We start from the raw sequence: 16,526 nt of genomic DNA, 5'->3' as shown, positions 1-16,526 counted from the left end.
TTACCGTCCCGACGGAAGCCGCATGGACTTTCGACCCGGGCTTTGAATATGGCCCCCACGGCTCCTTGAACAACGGCGCATGGAACCTGGTTACCTACGGTTCCGGCTACCAGCAGTGGAACAAGCTGAACCCGGCAAAGGATGTCTACGACTGGAGCGAACTGGAAGAACTGCTGGATGCGCTTTCGGCACACAACATGGGGTACGCCCTGCGCGTATTCCCGTATTCGCCCTCGTTCATCCGGGACAATAGCACCCCCGAGGAGAACTACGACTGGACTCCGAAATACGTTTACGAGGCGGGCGCGAAAAAGATTACGGCCAGGTACAAAGAAAACAACGCCAATGCGGCCGTTCCCGTGTGGGACGATTCGGTTTACCTGCATTACGCAAAGGAGTTCGCGACGGCGCTCGCTACAAAGTACGACGGCGACCCGCGCATCGAATACATCGACGTGCGCTCGTTTGGCGAATGGGGCGAGTGGCACGTTTCGAACCTGGACGGCAGCCACATGCCTTCGGTTGAAATCCAGAAGGACATGCTGAAGCATTACGCCTCCGTGTTCAAGAAATCCCTGCTGGTGCTCCCTTCCGACGGCTATGGCGACGTCTATACCTACGCTCTCAGCCTCGGCATTACCAAGCGCGACGACTGTCTCATCGGCATTCCCGGAACTGCGGATTCGCTGGTGCGCGCCTACGAGGCGAACATGCCCACCGTCGCGGAGAACTGCGGCGGCTATGCCATCATGCTGAACTACACCGACATCATTCCCGGCGGCTACCTCAAGTGGACTCCGGAGCGCTGGGTCGATGCCATCAGGACGGCGCACCTGACCTACTACGTGCTTGACCAGGACTTCGACGATTGCGGCTACCGCTTCTACAACGACAACAAGGCGCTTGCGGATTCCATGACCAAGGTCATCGGCTACAACTTCACGGTGACGCACGCGGAACTTTTGACCGTCGCGCCGCCCACCGCGAGCACGTTGAACATTACCGTCAAAAACACCGGCGTGGCGCCCTGCTTTTTCGATATCTACATGGTGGCGGAATTTGTCGACTCCACGGGCAAGGCGCTTGCGCAAATCGGCGAGACCGTCCGCATCCCGAAGGGTACGTTCAAGGACGAAAGTTCGCAGGAGTTTGCTTTTACATATAAAGTTGCAGCGGGGGAGGAAAACGTTGCGACCCTGCCGGGCGTTTCCGTGGCGCTCTCGCTCTACGAGAGCGAGGATGCCTTCAGGGGCGGAAAGGACCCGACCGTCCGTTTCGATAACGAGGGCCTTCTTGAAAACAACAAACTAATTTTGAAACCATAAAAAAATAAGACGAATATATGCACATTCTTGAAAAAATCAGTGAATTTGTGGGCAAGTGGATGGCGGTCGTGGTTTTGATCATCGCGGCGCTCTCGCTGTTCCTGCCCAAAGCCACACTCTGGATTGAACTCAGCTGGGTGAATTACCTCTTGATGGTCGTGATGTTCGGCATGGGGCTCACGCTCAAGTTAAGCGATTTTGCACTTGTGTTTGCCCGGCCGAAGGAAATCACCATCGGGTGTGCGGCGCAGTTCATCGTGATGCCTGCACTCGCATTTTTGCTTTCCAAGATTTTCGGGCTCGATGCGGCCCTCATGGCGGGCGTGGTTCTCGTAGGCACCTGCCCCGGCGGGACATCCAGCAACGTGATTACATACCTATCGAAAGGCGACGTGGCGCTTTCTGTCGGCATGACGAGCGTAAATACGTTGCTCGCTCCCGTGCTGACTCCGGCGATTACTTATTTGCTTTTGCGTACCACCGTGAACGTGGACGTGATGGCGATGTTCCTTTCCATCGTGAAGGTCGTCATCGTGCCGATTGCGCTCGGGTTTGCAATCAACAAGTTCTTCGGCAAATGGACCGCCCGCGCCGTGAAGGTCTTGCCGCTTGTCTCGGTGATTGCGATTGCGATGATTGTAGCTGCAGTCGTCTCGCACAATGCATCGAAGATTCTCTCTACGGGCGCCATCGTGTTCGCCGTCGTAATTCTCCACAACCTACTCGGTTACGGCTGCGGATTCGGCCTCGGGAAGTTGCTGAAATTCACGACACCCAAGACGAAGGCACTCTCCATCGAAATCGGCATGCAAAATTCTGGCCTTGCCACGAGCCTTGCGGCGACTTCGTTCTCGAGCCTTGCTATGGCAACAGTTCCTGGCGCCATATTCTCCGTGTGGCACAACATCTCCGGCGCGATTTTGGCGAATGTTTATCGCCGGTGGGAATAAAAAGATTTCGCAGAGAATAAACGCCGCGCCCACGCACCTTGTCATGCCCGCCACCCTATTTGTCATCCCCGTCCCGCATCAAGTGCGGGATAAACTCCGACGGGGATCTCCCATCAAAAAAAATGACTATTGAATACAAAAACATCCACGAATTTTCTGAACAAGATTTAAAGGACTTATTTCTCTCCGTCGAATGGTCTTCGGGGCATTTCCCCGACAAACTCATCATAGCGATGAAGAACTTCAAAACCGTCATCTCGGCCTGGGACGGCGACAAACTCGTCGGAATGATTTGCGCCATGGACGACGGCATCATGAACGCCTACGTGCATTACCTTCTCGTGCGCCCCGAATACCAGGGCAAAAGCATCGGCAAGGAACTCGTGGAATGCGTCAAGAAAATCTACAAGGATTACCTGCGCGTAGTCGTGGTCGCCTACAACGAAGAACTCGCCTTTTACGAGCATTGCGGATTCAAGAAGGCCGATGACGCCAGCCCGATGTTTATTACCAGCCTGTGGACGTAGGGATTAAGTCAACTACAACCACTATTGTTCACCGTATTTTTTTCCGATTAATCACTGATTAATCAGTGATTAATCATTTCTTCAAAAATTCAAGCCTTTGTTTTTCGCTCAAAAAAGCCATTTTCCCATTTGGCACATTTTTTGCAAATAGAAGGAGAAATATAAGAGCAATCAAAAGGGTGTTGACAATGACAATGATAAAATTTATCTTTAGGGTATTAGGGTCAAGAGTGCTGCCTTTATGCGGTGCGTCGAGTTATCTCGCTTGGCTCTCTTCTTTTTTATGGGGGGAAAATGCATCTGTTATATGCAGATGATTCTGGCGTAGTGTCAGACCCCAATACAAAATATAGTGTTTTGGCTGGGTTTGCAACTTTCGAAAGCCAAACCTATTGGATTCAAAAGACTATAGATTCCATTATGGAAAAACATCTTGGGCGAACTGACATTGAACTGCACGCCAGTCCCATAAGAAGCGGAAAAGGCTTTTGGCGCAGTATTCCAAAGGCAACAAGAGAGTCCATCTTAACGGATTGCCTTTCCTACATCAAAGCAAATTATCCTCGTCAATTTATTTTATTCGGCGCAATCGTCAACAACAAACACGAATGCGTCTCGGAAGAACTTTTTTCTCAATTGACAAGCCGTTTTGACAAGTTCCTAAAAAGAAAATTCATAAAACATAACGAATCCGCAAGAGGATTATGCATCTTCGACAAAACAAAGATGGAAAACCAATATCAGAATTGGTCAAGAATTTACCAAACGCTCGGAAATCGTTGGAACGAAAAACTGAATAACTTTGCAGAGGTTCCCTTATTTTTAGATTCATCTATATCACGATCTATACAGCTTGCAGATTTAATCGCTTTTTCTCTATATCGAAATTTTGAACATTCCGACGACACTTATTATTCCATCATCAAAGACTGCTTTGACAAAGAGAAAAATCAAATACATGGACTTTATATCGCTGAATAATTACAGGCCCACCAAAGCCCCATATACACCTCTTGACAATGTGGATCCGATTAGATACATTGTTGTGTATGCACAAGCGCTTAGACATTGCCGAATATCTCGACAACGAGGAAATCGTCGCCGAATATTTGAACATGGTCTGCGAATCTGATGACCCAGCGCTGTTCCTCCGAGCCATCGGACACATTGCGAGAAGCAAGGGCATGTCGCAGATTGCCGAAAAGACCGGACTCGGCCGTGAAAGTCTTTACAAGGCTTTAGACGAAAAAACACGCCAAACAAACGGAACTTTGCGTTGCTAGGAAAAGAGCGCGGTATAAGGTGTTGGTGTAGAAAAATAATAGAAGTTTCTAACGGGCTTCCAATTTATTGAAAGTTTCGTAGTGGTCTGCTGTATAGTAAATTACGCAATCAGATTGATAAACAAGGCGTTTTATTCCACGGTTCTTGGCGGAGTAATCGACGTCCGCTTCATAGTAATTTCCTTCGGGCAATGTGGGGTGATAATTATCCGGATTGTCGGCATGGTTGTTGAACGTGTCGCCGCCAATCATCACACCGATTGTTGTCCACGGATTAAAATTCCACTTCTCAAAGGTGTTCCCTGTTTTAGATTCGTACAAAGACTTTCCTTCGTTTTTGCCGACATAGTTGTTCGGCAACTTATCAAACTTGCACAAATAAGCCGCCACAGAGTCACGCGTTGTATAAGTACCGGACTCTTCCACCGCTTCGTAAATCGATTTTGTTGCAACGCTAGAGGAAGAAGTCGTTTTTTCGCTATCGGAAGATATCCGTTCAATTTCATCGGAATCATCGCTAGAAACTGTCGGCGTAGAACATGCGACGAGGAATACGGAGAAAAGAAAAACAACGGAATACATCAAAGTTTTCATGTTTTAAAATATAACAACAGTTAAATCTATTTTTCAATCAGTCCTTTACGCAGCGTATAGGAGCAACCGAGTTGACTACAACAGGCCCTCTCAAGGAAGGGGTCTCCGTCGTTATACAACCAAATTTCAGCTTAGAATTATCAATGCCACAAAGGGCGTCTTTGGCTGCGTAATACGTCTGAGAGCCCTTATTATAAACTCCCCCCAGCCCCAACGTCACATCATAACCACCTTCTGCGCGATCACTGAATCCATAGATGTCAAAACTAGGGTCATCTTCAGCATATCGCCAATTTTCAGGATTTTTTAAATAAGCGAAAGCATAATCACATTCCAACTGTTGGTCATCCATAACAAATTTGATTAATTCATACCATTCTTCTTGAGATGGCAAATGGAATCCCGCTGGGCAAATTTTTTCCCAATCGGCATATTTGTAATATATACCACGAACCGAATCTTCCAAAAGATAAGTTTTGATTGTTTCAGGATCGCCTTTTCCTCTGGAATAATCAAAGTCAAGGACATCGTCAGGAGTCCCCCGGTAGCGCATATTTTCGGCAAGCCAAGTTTGTTTGCCGATTTCTGTCGTTTTATACACTTGATTATCACGAATGTCAATATACACGCCGTATACACCCTTAAAGCTTTCAGATTCTTTTTGCATCATTGCATTATACTGATCTTTACACAGATTGGTATCCACAATGACAACATTTTCATTTTCCAATTCCATATTTATTGGAGTGGCAGACTTACTAAAAAGAGTTTCTCCGTTTTCACCCCGCTTGCACAAACAAGAATCTAAGTCAAAAAATGCACCATAATAACGACTTCCGCTACCATTTTTAAAATCGATTACGGAGCAACCGTAGATAGATGTGGATACAGAGTCCTTAAAGGTTATCTCGTAGCGATCGTCAAATGATCGATACCAACCAGGAACAGAAACGCTAGCTCTATAATTATTAGAAATCGAATCATAGTATAAGAGAATCTTTTTATAATTTCCTGACAAAACTCCGGCAATCGCTTTCAAAATTTCTTGTCTTGCATAGATATTCTCAGAAGCATCGGAAGTCCATTCGACATTGTCGGGCATGCCGTACATTTCAGTACAATTTAGAACGGGACTTTCCGAAATTTTTTCGTCAGTATTAGAGCTGCTGGACGCGGAATCACCACCGCAAGAGGCTAAAACACATGCCACAAGGGACGCTGAAAAAAGGAAAGTGTATTTGCAAAGCATTTTCTTAAAATTAAACATACCACAAATATATGAAATCATTCCATTGTTTTCGCAATCGGGTCTTAGGGGCTAAGCCCCTAGGCGAAGGGGTGGGGAGCAACGCAGTGCGACCCAGGGGAAGGCTTTCCCCTCCCTTTTTGTATGGATTGCATCGTCATTTCATTCCTCGCAATGACGTTTTTCGGGTCAATTTCCGATTACATTCCCTAACCACTAATCACCAACCACTAGCCACACTTATAGTCTTTTTCTATCTTACGCCTCACCGCCAGATGTCGTATTTCTGGGGAACCGGGCGAGAACCGCCCACAAAAAGGATTATTTATGTCTCAAATCGAACTCACCTTCCCCGATGGCTCCGTACGTTCCGTAGCATCGGGCACCACCGGCCTCGAAATTGCGAAGGGCATTTCCGAAGGTCTTGCACGCAAGGCGCTTGGCGTCAAACTCGGCGATAAGGTCCTCGACCTCACGCGCCCGCTCACCGAGAGCGGCACCATCAAGATTATCACGCCGAGCAACGACGACCCGGATGCACTCTACCTGCTCCGTCACAGCTGCAGCCACGTGCTTGCCGAAGCCATCTGCGACCTGTTCCCGGGCACCAAGCTCGCCTACGGTCCGGCTATCGAAAAGGGTTTCTACTACGATTTGATGACACCGACCCCGATCCAGCAGTCGGATTTCGAGCGCATCGAAAAGCGCATGAAGGAAATCATCAAGGAAGACCGTCCGTTTACCCGTTGCGAAGTCAGCGCCGCCGATGGCCTGAAGCGCACCGAGGGCGACAAGTACAAGACGGACAACGCGCAGCGTGCTCTCGCCCGCGAGGGTAGCGACGGTACGCTCAGCTTCTACGTGACTGGCGAACCGGGCAAGAACTTTGAAGACCTCTGCGCCGGCCCCCACGTGCCCTCTACTGGCAAGCTCAAGAATTTCAAGGTGCTCTCCATGTCGGGCGCCTACTGGCACGGCGACCAGAACAGCGACCAGCTGACCCGCGTGTACGGCACCTGCTTTGCCGACAAGGAAGGTCTCGAAACTTACCTGAAGTTCCTGGAAGAAGCCGAAAAGCGCGACCACCGCAAGATCGGTAAGGAAATGGACCTCTACCACATCGAAGACCATTCCCCGGGCATGGTGTTCTGGCACCCGAAGGGCACCAAGATGGTGAACGCCCTGAAGGACTACATCCGCGGAAAGATTGACCGTCGCGGCTACCTCGAAGTGATAACGCCGGAAATCGTGAACAAGACTTTGTGGATCAAGTCCGGTCACGCCGACAAGTACAACGAGAACATGTTCAAGACGCTGGCTGGCGACGTGGAAATGGCCGTGAAGCCGATGAACTGCCCCTGCCACATCCAGATTTTCAACACGGGTCTGCGTAGCTGGCGTGACCTTCCGATGCGCCTTGCCGAATTCGGTAAGTGCCACCGTTACGAACCTGCCGGTACCATGCACGGCCTGATGCGCGTGCGCGGCTTTGTGCAGGACGACGCCCACATCTTCTGTACCGAAGACCAGATTGCAAGCGAAGTGGCCGACTTCTGCGCCCTCGTCAAGGAAATCTACCACGACTTCGGTTTCGACGATATCGTGGTGAAGTTCTCCACCCGTCCCGAAAAGCGCGTGGGTTCCGACGAAATCTGGGACAAGGCTGAAGCCGCCCTCGCCGAAGCTACGAAGCTCGCCGGCCTCGACTACATCTTGAACCCGGGCGAAGGCGCCTTCTATGGCCCGAAGCTCGAATTCACGCTGAAGGACAGCCTCGGTCGTGACTGGCAGTGCGGTACCATCCAGGTGGACTTCAACCTCCCGCAGCGTCTCGGTGCCGAGTATGTCGGTAAGGACAACCAGAAGCACATTCCGGTGATGCTTCACCGTGCGGCCGTGGGTTCCATCGAACGCTTCCTCGGCATTTTGATTGAAGAATTCATGGGCGATTTCCCGCTGTGGCTCGCTCCGGTGCAAGCCCGCGTGCTCCCGATTTCCGAGAAGTTCGTGGACTACGCTAAGTCCGTGGAAAAGGAACTCGTGAACGCCGGCGTCCGTGTGGAAGTCGATGAATCGAATGAGAAACTTGGCTACAAGATCCGCCAGTGCGAACTGCAGAAAGTGCCGTACAAGATTATTGTAGGCGAAAAGGAACAGGCTGAAGGTCTCATCGCTGTCAACAAGAGAAAGGAAGGCGATAAGGGTCAGATGACCGTTGCCCAGTTCTTGGAAATGACCGCTGATGATAGAAAAGTCGTTCGCTAGTCAATAACCGAAAAACATTCGCAAACGTAGGCTTTCTTTGAGCCTGCGTTTTTTTATCGTCGGTGACAACCGCCTAAGGCGAGAGCAGCGGACAAACTAGTTTGTCCATTGCCGAGCCGCTGCGGTTGGGACTCCGTAGGAGTCCAAAAGGAAGTTGCCGATGGTGTTGTCTCTGTTCGCCGCCGTAAAGAGGGAGACAAGGGCAGCATGACTGTCGCTGACTTCCTCAAGATGACCGAAGACGACCGCAAGGTTGTGCGCTAGTCGCCCAATATGTCATGCCGGACACCGTTCCGGCATCGCCTTTTAAATTTGAAACGCAGACTCGATTGAGCCTGCGTTTTTTTCATATTCTTCAATCAAGTAAGCGGGCTTACTTCTTCCCGGCCTTCGTTACAGCGGGCTTCGCAGCGGCCTTAAGTTTCTTGAATTCGGCCTGGGCCTTGCGCATGTCGGCCATGAACGCTTCGTTTGTATGTTTCTCGCTTATGTATTCCGCGTATTCAATTGTTCCGCATTCCATTTTGTCGTCAAACACCTGTGTGGTGACGACTTCGGGATTTTCGGAAAGTTCGGCGCAATAGGTGAACAAGAATCCGACATTCATGTCGAAGGGTCTCGGCTCATAGGCGCACTCGTCGCTGATATTTACGATGGTGATGGTGTCTTTCGTGATGTTGGTGAGAATGTGGATTGCGGGCAAAGAGTCGCTGATGTTCAGCACATAAAGCGGGCACCCCTCGATTTTATTGTTCATCGCTGCCGCAGCGTGCGGAAAAATTGTCGTCAATGCAGTGATGTCGTTTGCCTCGAACCTGTGCAGCCCTAATGTTCTGAACTCGCTTATGCCCGGTGCTTCGAAGCAGGTGTTCTGCAACGCATCGCAGTAGCCGGATGTCTCGTTGTAAGCGAGAACGTTTTTATCAAAGGAATAGTCTGTTATGTCGTATTTTTCGAGAAATGCTTCCAGTGTTTGGATAGAATCGGTTGCATCCGCTTTGTCGGTTTGTGTCCCGTTCTGAGTGTCTTTTGAAACCGTGATTTCCTTGATGCACTTGTCAAATTCATCGAGGCCTTTCGTTTTCAGCATGTTTGCGTCCCTGAAATACAGTGGATATTGAAAGTCCCGTTCTTCATCGTAGTATCGTAGGCCTTCTGTAGTCTGGTCCTTGCAGTTTTCTTTTGTTGCGTTCACCTGCTGCTCTTCGTAAGAACATTCCTTGTCGCCCGACTTTACGCTGATAGCGACTCTATAATCCAGGGAATCCCTTTCGATGTCCGTAATCTTGAGTTCAAATATTTTTCCACCCAACTTGAATTTTTTCATCGTTTTTGTTTGTTCCAGAACTTCAATGTTCCGTTCTTTTTCCACAGCCTTTATGTAAGATTCCTGTTCGGGAGAAAATAAGGCGCCGAATGACCCGATAGTTGGGTATGCATAATTATTTTCAAGTACGGCATAAAGGTCGGACAGATACATGGAATTCATGTAGTCGTCGTATTCGAAATATGCGGGCTTATATACAATCTCTTCCTGGAATTTGTTTTCAGAAATTGTCAAAACAAATTCGTCATATTGTTCCCTAAAGTCGCGGTCCTCTTGGGGCTGGCAATATACTTCATCCTGATATTTAGAACAACCAATGTTAATCCATTTACCATAAATCTTATCGGTGGAACCGCCAAGATAGTAATGCGGATCATACGTATTGCCGTAGAAGAAAACGATTAGCGTGTCACCGTGAATCTCGTAGGTTGTCGGATTTGAATCTTGATACGCTTTGTAAGAGACTTCACCCCAATTAAAAGAACCTTGTTCCAAAATGCAATATTCTTCGGTGTGAGCGTCTTCGTTTACAAAGATTCGACGGTTTTCTTTGTCTATGGACACATGCTGGTATCCGGCTGTTTCTTGATTTTCCGACGGACTTGTGCTGTTATCGTCAGAGCAGGCGAAAATGAACAATGCTGAAGCCAAAAGATAAAAGTAGCGATTCATGTCAATTCTTCTTTTAGTTTTTCTGAAATATAACAACTTACTTTCATTTCCGCTGAAAATATAATTTCTTCAAAAGAATCAATTTAAGCATGAAGATGTTTTGCGTTAGGGATAGCGAGTTTGCGAAGCGTGACCCCTTGGGGACAAGACTCGCGGAGCGAGGCTTGGTTGCAAGAGCCGCGCGGGCGTGCCGCAGGTGCGCACGGGTGGCCTTGCAATATAGCCCGACCCACACGATAGTGTGGGGAACGCCCATAAGACCAACATACGAAGTGGCTGACTTCTGCGCCCTCGTAAAGGAAAGCGTGCAAGCCGAGTGTCGCGACGGGGGGCCTGCACACCGGCATGACCGAGGCGAGCGGGAAGGACTCCGCAGGAGTCCCCAAGGGCAGCATGAAGGTTGCCGACTTCCTCAAGATGACGGAAGACGACCGCAAGGTTGTGCGGTAATAAACGGTGATCCCGGAACAAGTCCGGGATGACAATCCGGTAAAATTAAAACGCAGACTCGTTCGGGCCTGCGTTTTTTCATTCAGTAAATTCTTGTCAATCTCGCAGCAGCTTACTTCTTCCCGGCCTTCGGTGCAGCAGGTTTCCCTGTAGCGGGTTTTGGTGCAGAGCCTTTGGTTTCGGCGGCTTTCAGCTTCTTGAATTCGGCCTGGGCCTTGCGCATGTCGGCCATGAAGGTTTCGTTTGTATGCAAGCTCGGGTAGGCGCCCGAGACAAGCACCTTGGAGGCATCCACGTCGCTTTGCCAGTGGAACCCAGCAATCACGCGGCTCTGTCCCCATTCGTAGGCGTATTTCAGCAGGGCATCCTGGGCAGCCGGGTTCACCTCGATCAGCAACAGGGCCATGGCCCACGCACGAGCAGTATGTCCCGACGGATAGGAGCCATTTGTTCTCAGCCGTTCTTCTTCGGCGGGGACAAGCGTCGGTTCGTTAAAGCGGTCGTAAGGGCGACGCCTCATGTAGTGCCTTTTGGCCTTGCTCCCCACTTTTCTAAGTGTCAGGACTCCGCGTTCAAGCAGGTTCATAATGGCAGGCGTCTTCTTTGCCGATATTTCCATCCCGAAAGGTTCACTGAACATTGCGGCCATTTCTTCGACGGTTTCTGCCGCCTGAGCCACCGCAAGGGCCGCGCGCGCGGAATCCTTGCGCATCGTTTTACCCCAAATGTACTGCGATATGTCGTACATGAACTGCGGCGACATGGTATCGGGGGGTGCAGGGTAATAGTTCAACGCATTCGGGAGCGCGTCTGCTTCCACATAGGGTTTGACATCGGCGGCAAAACTGCACAGGGCCGCCCCGCAAAGGGCGATTGCGACAAAGGTTTTCTTGATAATGTTCATGCCATAAAGATAACAATTACATCACGTAAGGACGCACTTGCTTATACACCAGCTTACGTTCAGGCCCCATGACCTTGAATTCGATATCAAGCGCAAAGGCATCAGGGTGCTCCCTGTAGAGCCCAGCGAAATAGTTTTGAATCATCTGAACCGCCCGATACAATTCGTTGATTTCGTCGTCGGTAAGAATCAGCGCATCGGGACTGAGCGTCGAATGTTGCAAAAGGACGCTCTGCACGCCGAGCCCTGCAGAAGGAATGATCGAAAGGATTTCGGGGCGTTCGCCGCCTTCGGGATTGGTGATGGAAGTTTCGCCGAGCTGGATATTCGCGTAAATGCCCGCGACGGAATAATCGGCGATGTTCTGCGTAATGATGACGCCATTCGCAACCTCGTCGGGGAAGGCCTCGTGAACGGCTACCGCCATCTGCACCGACATGTGGTCAATATTCCAGAGCGAGCGCTCCTCAAACGCCTTGAAGCTCCACACGGAAGCCCATACCTTGCGGATTTCATCGGATGGGAGATCCTTTTCGCGCGTAGTCGCCTTCACCGACTTGTAAAGGCCTGCACCGTTAAAGTCGCTCAGGTCTTCGGAATTAGTGCTGGAACGCAGACGCACGCCCGCATCGCCGTAAAGCTTACGCACCTTGGCATCGAGCGCATCGCCAAAGTCCTTGTCAACAGGAATATGCTTAAACAGGTAGCGGATGTTATCGAGGACCGCTTCGCGCAGGCGCGTATCGGCGGCAAAGTCGTCGCGGGCAATCATGCCGGCAATGTAGCTGCGGAGCGACGCAGTTCCCTTTGACGATTCCGCTTCGGCAGGCTCGGCGAGCTGTTCCATACAAGCGTTTTTCACCTGCGTGCAGATACCTGACGCACGGCCTTCCTTAATGCAATCGCTGAAAGACTTTTCGCACAGTTCTTCGGTGACCTGCGCATAATTCATAAAATGGCTATAATGATAGAACGGCACCGCGAATCCGTCGGGAGAATTTTCAGGTAACAACTTGTGGAGTTCCGCCAGATTCGCCGCCTTCACGCCTACGGACTTCGACGAATTGAAATTGAGATCGGCAAAATCGACTAGCCCCGAATCGGACAGGTCGTATGTCAATGTAATGGGCTTCCGTGCATTCTTTTTCCAGAACGCCTGAGCCTCTTCAAGAGTTGCAGCCGTCACCGTGTAGGAATTCCCCTTGGCCTCTAGCTTCACCAGCTTTCCGCAGAGAGCAAGCAGGCTGTCGGGCAAGTCGTTTCCGTTAAAGGCGATATTCGGCGTCTTGCGCGCCTTTGCCGCCAGGTTCACATGCGAAAGCGGCGTCTGTGCATCCTTGCTGATGGTCGCCGCCACCAGCGGAATTTCTGCCGGGAGCGTTTCCAGAATCAATATGTCATGCGAAGAGACGATTGCCGTATCGAGTTCAGCGGCGGTCAGCTTCACGAGCGTACCGTAGGCCGTCCCCGTATTCATAATCTGGAGCGAGATATCGCCGAACAGTTGCGCGTGCGTGTAGACAGGGACATTCGCCTTCTTGAATTCGGTCTCATGTTCAGCGGCGGCCTTTTCCGCGGCACTCCCCGACGGCATGTAGAACAGGCGATTTTTGGAACCGCCCGAAGCCAAGAACAGCATGCGGCTTTCAATCAGCTGTTGCACCGCAGCCACCTGCTTAGGCGAGATGCAGTCCGTCGGAAAGAACGTGAGTGCCACCATGGAATCAAGCGCCGCATAATACACAAGCGTTCCCGCAACCGTATTCTTCGCCGTATCATAGTAGGCTTCCTTTTCGAATTCCGAAAGCGAACTCGGGTCGTGCAATACCGAGCGTGCAAAATCGTAATGCAACGGGCGCAGCTTCGTGTTCATAAAATGAACGACAGCGCTATCTGAGTTGAAATCGGTAACGATAAACTTTACCAGGTAACTTGTACCCATCTCCGTTTTGGAGGGGTACGCGAGCTTGCGCAAAGCCTCGTAGCCGTCTTCCTTGTAGAAGCCCGTCCATTCGTCGTCATTCTGGACAAAGGCCGGGTCCGGAGTCGTATCTTTCTTTGTCGTGTCAGGGTCAACAATATCGGGATCATCGCGGCGATTCGGATCTACGGGAGAACTGCTATTGGAGCAGCCCCACAAAGCCGCCATCGCGATGGCGGCAAGAATCAGCTTCATAAAAAATGACCTACCCAAACGCACCGCGTTACTGAAGTCTGAAATCGCCTTCACAGATTTCAAAGGTGTCGGTAAAATCGTCGAACTTGCCTTCTTCATCAGCAAAGCGACAAACGATAGGCAACTTTCTCACATTATTCAAATCTTCGTCAAATGACGCGCAACCATCCAAAATTTCCGTTTCGCCGTCGGCCTCATAAACCCTAAGGCAATCCATCGTGTGGCACTTACGGTACCCCCAGCCATAAGACGAATGGTCATATTCATAGACCTTGCCTTCAAAAGTAAAGCGGAAGTTGTCGTTACGGTGATTGCCACCCACATCATAAACCAGGTCCGTTATCGGCGTATATTTGCCGCCAATGTACATGATAGCCGTATCAGTACTGTAGACCGGATCTAGCCCCATCGACTGAATGCAATCAGTCGGAGAAGCCTGCGCATAAATAAAACCTTCCCGACCGTCATACTTAAAGGAGCAAATGAAGTCCCTCTGTTCAAAGGATTGCTTCATGCTAATATAGCCATCATCCATACTGCATGTATAGACATCTTTCTGCGGTACGCGTGGATTAAAAATCGCGATTGGGTCAGTCAGGATTTTCGTGGAGCTGGAAGAGGGAGCTTTTTCACTGGAGCTCGACGTAACATTTTCGCTGCTAGAAGAGTCCGTATTCTTGGAAGCGGAAGATTTCGGATTACCGGAACTGGACGATGTTGCGGAGCTTTCAGAACTCGTGGATTTTTTCTCACTCGACGAAGACCGCTTATCGACACTAGACGAACTTTGATTCTTCTGTTCTCCAGAGCTGGAATCGGCATATTCGCTAGAACTGGAATCTTCCAGGGACTCCTCGCTGGATGAAGATTCGGAATCGTCACTGCTGGCGCTAGAAGAATCGTCGCCGCAGGCAACAAAGAAAAGCATGGCAAAAGCCAGAATGAATTTATATAAATCTTTCATAGTCAAAAATATATGCAATTTTCAAACAACTTGCAACCAAAGCCATTAAACACCACAAACACCGGCAAAAACACGTGCCCACCATCACGCTTTTTTGCCGCTTTGTATCATTACTTTCCAGGAAAAATCTTCTGAAAAAAGTAAATATTCTACTTTTTAAACCATATGAAGCGTTTTGTCGCCACGGCCATCATTCTGTTATTTGACATTCTTTTTGTCACCATGTTCGCGCTCGCCATCGGGTTCGTCCGCTATTACCATTTTGACTTTGGGATAAGCGACCTCATCATTGCAGCCGTACTCTACGTGGCTTTTCGAATTTACCACAGCAAAAAAGTCAAGTCTAGTGGCAAGCAGCCCATCAAGCCATTGCATGTTTTGCTAATATGGCTCTTCCTATTTCTGCTAATCGCCGCCCCCACCACGCTCGTTTGGGTCAAGAAAACCTTCCCGGTGCAAAATCCCGATCTCACTATCATGACCTTGCAAATGCCGGTCGACGGATTCGTATTCATTTTCGTGCAGGACTTTTTCAGCAGGGTCGGTTTCTATGCGCTAGCACTATCTCTTGCGCTGCTCTGGCCCGTCTACGATCTGTATCATAGCATCCGTTTTCGCAGAACCCTATTTGCGATAGCCTTCATCGCCATACTCATTTCTGGTTCGGCACCTTTCTGGAAGGCCATTTCGCCGCAGGCCCGCAAGCAATACATCGACTATATCACGCACAAGCAAGACAAGCTCTACCATTCCAAGTTCTACAACGGGCATTTCGTCAAGTACTCCCCCGATATGGTCAGTGCCGACGACACGACGCGCAACCTAATTTTCATCTACGTAGAATCCCTCGAGAACTCTTTCCTCAGCCACGCTCCCGAAATCCGCAGGCTCTACGACAACGGGCTCGTCTTTGCCGACCAGGAAAACACCTACGGCGGCGGAAGAAACATCATCGGGGCAGCAACGACCATTTCCTCGATGGTTTCGAAGACCACCGGGCTTCCGCTCCTTTGCGGGTCTTCGTTCATGAACAACTTTGGCGAATCGGGCCTCACCTTCTTCGAAAAAGTTCCGGGGATTTACGACATTCTGCACCAGTACGGCTACAGGAACATCTATGTGCAGGGCACCCCCGAAAGGTTCGGGGCGACGGGTCCGTTCTTTGCATCACATGGGGTCGACGATATCTACGACAAGAACGATGTCGAAAAGATGCTCATAGAGAAGGGCGATAAATACCGCCGAAGCGGCCCCGGGCTTGCCGACGCAGATGTTTTCGAATACGCCCAAAGAATCCTAGACACTCTGTCGGACGACAAGTTCTCGCTCACGCTCACCACCATCGACACCCATTACCCGCGAGGTTTCCTAGACAAGCGCTGCAGGGAACGGCCTAAATCGTCTGCGGACAAGGACTACTTCGCCGCCGTGCTGAGATGCACTTCCAAGCGACTCGGAGCTTTTGTTGACTGGGTAGAGAACCAGCCCTTTGGCAAAAACACTGAAGTTGTCATCGCAGGGGATCACCTGTTCATGGCGCGCTCCCCCGTTTCGAAAATGCGCCTGCGGGACCGCCGTTTCCTGAACATCTACATCAACCCAAAATATTCCACGGACCAAACAAAGCGAACTTACACTTCGTTTGACTCTGCACCGACCCTGCTCGAGACAATGGGTTTCCATATCGAAGGACACCGGCTAGGTTTCGGGGCAAGTCTTCTTTCAGACGAAAGGACCCTGCTTGAAACCTTCGGCGAAAGAAAGCTAGTTCACATGCTCCGGGAACTTTCAGGTTCCATCGAATACAACGAACTGTTCAAGAACAAGGCTCCCTAGCCCATAT

At 50.0% G+C, this 16,526-nt stretch carries 14 protein-coding genes; 8 read left to right on the top strand and 6 right to left on the bottom strand.

Going from position 1 to position 16,526, the window contains the following annotated elements; translation table 11 throughout:
* From ACKI61_RS05005 to ACKI61_RS04985, 5 genes are all read left to right on the top strand, one after another.
* The coding region (locus tag ACKI61_RS05005; protein ID WP_407456678.1) for a hypothetical protein at positions 1-1,325 on the top strand (1,325 nt) is incomplete at its 5' end.
* Between the two features lie 17 nt (positions 1,326-1,342).
* A complete protein-coding gene (locus ACKI61_RS05000; RefSeq protein WP_407456677.1) occupies positions 1,343-2,275 on the top strand; it encodes a bile acid:sodium symporter family protein in 933 nt (310 codons plus the stop codon).
* Between the two features lie 122 nt (positions 2,276-2,397).
* A complete protein-coding gene (locus tag ACKI61_RS04995) occupies positions 2,398-2,802 on the top strand; it encodes a GNAT family N-acetyltransferase (protein ID WP_407456676.1) in 405 nt (134 codons plus the stop codon).
* A gap of 246 nt (positions 2,803-3,048) precedes the next feature.
* Positions 3,049-3,783, top strand: a complete 735-nt coding sequence (locus ACKI61_RS04990; RefSeq protein ID WP_407456675.1) for a DUF3800 domain-containing protein — start codon at positions 3,049-3,051, stop codon at positions 3,781-3,783.
* Positions 3,784-3,851: 68 nt separating this feature from the next.
* A complete protein-coding gene (locus ACKI61_RS04985) occupies positions 3,852-4,085 on the top strand; it encodes an addiction module antidote protein (RefSeq protein WP_407456674.1) in 234 nt (77 codons plus the stop codon).
* Between the two features lie 48 nt (positions 4,086-4,133).
* On the opposite strand, the gene ACKI61_RS04980 is transcribed toward ACKI61_RS04985, so the two are convergent.
* Both ACKI61_RS04980 and ACKI61_RS04975 read right to left on the bottom strand, forming a co-directional pair.
* Positions 4,134-4,679: a ribonuclease domain-containing protein gene (locus ACKI61_RS04980; RefSeq protein ID WP_407456673.1), complete on the bottom strand. Its 546-nt coding sequence runs from the start codon at positions 4,677-4,679 to the stop codon at positions 4,134-4,136.
* 37 nt (positions 4,680-4,716) lie between these two features.
* Entirely contained in the window at positions 4,717-5,946 is a 1,230-nt protein-coding gene (locus ACKI61_RS04975) for an FISUMP domain-containing protein (RefSeq protein ID WP_407456672.1), read from the bottom strand.
* A gap of 306 nt (positions 5,947-6,252) precedes the next feature.
* Between ACKI61_RS04975 and thrS the strand changes: the two genes are divergently transcribed.
* Both thrS and ACKI61_RS04965 read left to right on the top strand, forming a co-directional pair.
* Positions 6,253-8,190, top strand: a complete 1,938-nt coding sequence (thrS, locus tag ACKI61_RS04970) for a threonine--tRNA ligase (RefSeq protein ID WP_407456671.1) — start codon at positions 6,253-6,255, stop codon at positions 8,188-8,190.
* Between the two features lie 108 nt (positions 8,191-8,298).
* A complete protein-coding gene (locus ACKI61_RS04965) occupies positions 8,299-8,454 on the top strand; it encodes a hypothetical protein (protein ID WP_254794686.1) in 156 nt (51 codons plus the stop codon).
* 109 nt (positions 8,455-8,563) lie between these two features.
* On the opposite strand, the gene ACKI61_RS04960 is transcribed toward ACKI61_RS04965, so the two are convergent.
* The 4 genes from ACKI61_RS04960 to ACKI61_RS04945 form a co-directional block, all read right to left on the bottom strand.
* Positions 8,564-10,189 (bottom strand): hypothetical protein, encoded by a 1,626-nt coding sequence (locus ACKI61_RS04960; protein WP_407456670.1) that lies wholly within the window; start codon positions 10,187-10,189, stop codon positions 8,564-8,566.
* Positions 10,190-10,751: 562 nt separating this feature from the next.
* Positions 10,752-11,543: an acid phosphatase gene (locus ACKI61_RS04955; protein WP_407456669.1), complete on the bottom strand. Its 792-nt coding sequence runs from the start codon at positions 11,541-11,543 to the stop codon at positions 10,752-10,754.
* A gap of 16 nt (positions 11,544-11,559) precedes the next feature.
* Positions 11,560-13,719 carry a PEP/pyruvate-binding domain-containing protein gene (locus tag ACKI61_RS04950; protein WP_407456668.1) on the bottom strand — a complete coding sequence of 720 codons (2,160 nt, stop codon included), beginning with the start codon at positions 13,717-13,719 and terminating at the stop codon, positions 11,560-11,562.
* 28 nt (positions 13,720-13,747) lie between these two features.
* The gene (locus ACKI61_RS04945) at positions 13,748-14,683 is read right to left on the bottom strand and encodes a hypothetical protein (protein ID WP_407456667.1); all 936 of its coding nucleotides are present in this window, start codon (positions 14,681-14,683) and stop codon (positions 13,748-13,750) included.
* Positions 14,684-14,848: 165 nt separating this feature from the next.
* Between ACKI61_RS04945 and ACKI61_RS04940 the strand changes: the two genes are divergently transcribed.
* A complete protein-coding gene (locus ACKI61_RS04940) occupies positions 14,849-16,519 on the top strand; it encodes a sulfatase-like hydrolase/transferase (RefSeq protein ID WP_407456666.1) in 1,671 nt (556 codons plus the stop codon).
* Positions 16,520-16,526: the final 7 nt, after the last annotated feature.

Source organism: Fibrobacter sp. (genome assembly GCF_045601785.1).
Lineage (GTDB): Bacteria > Fibrobacterota > Fibrobacteria > Fibrobacterales > Fibrobacteraceae > Fibrobacter.
Note: the sequence above shows the minus strand (reverse complement) of the source record. Positions and strands in the feature narration are given on the sequence as shown.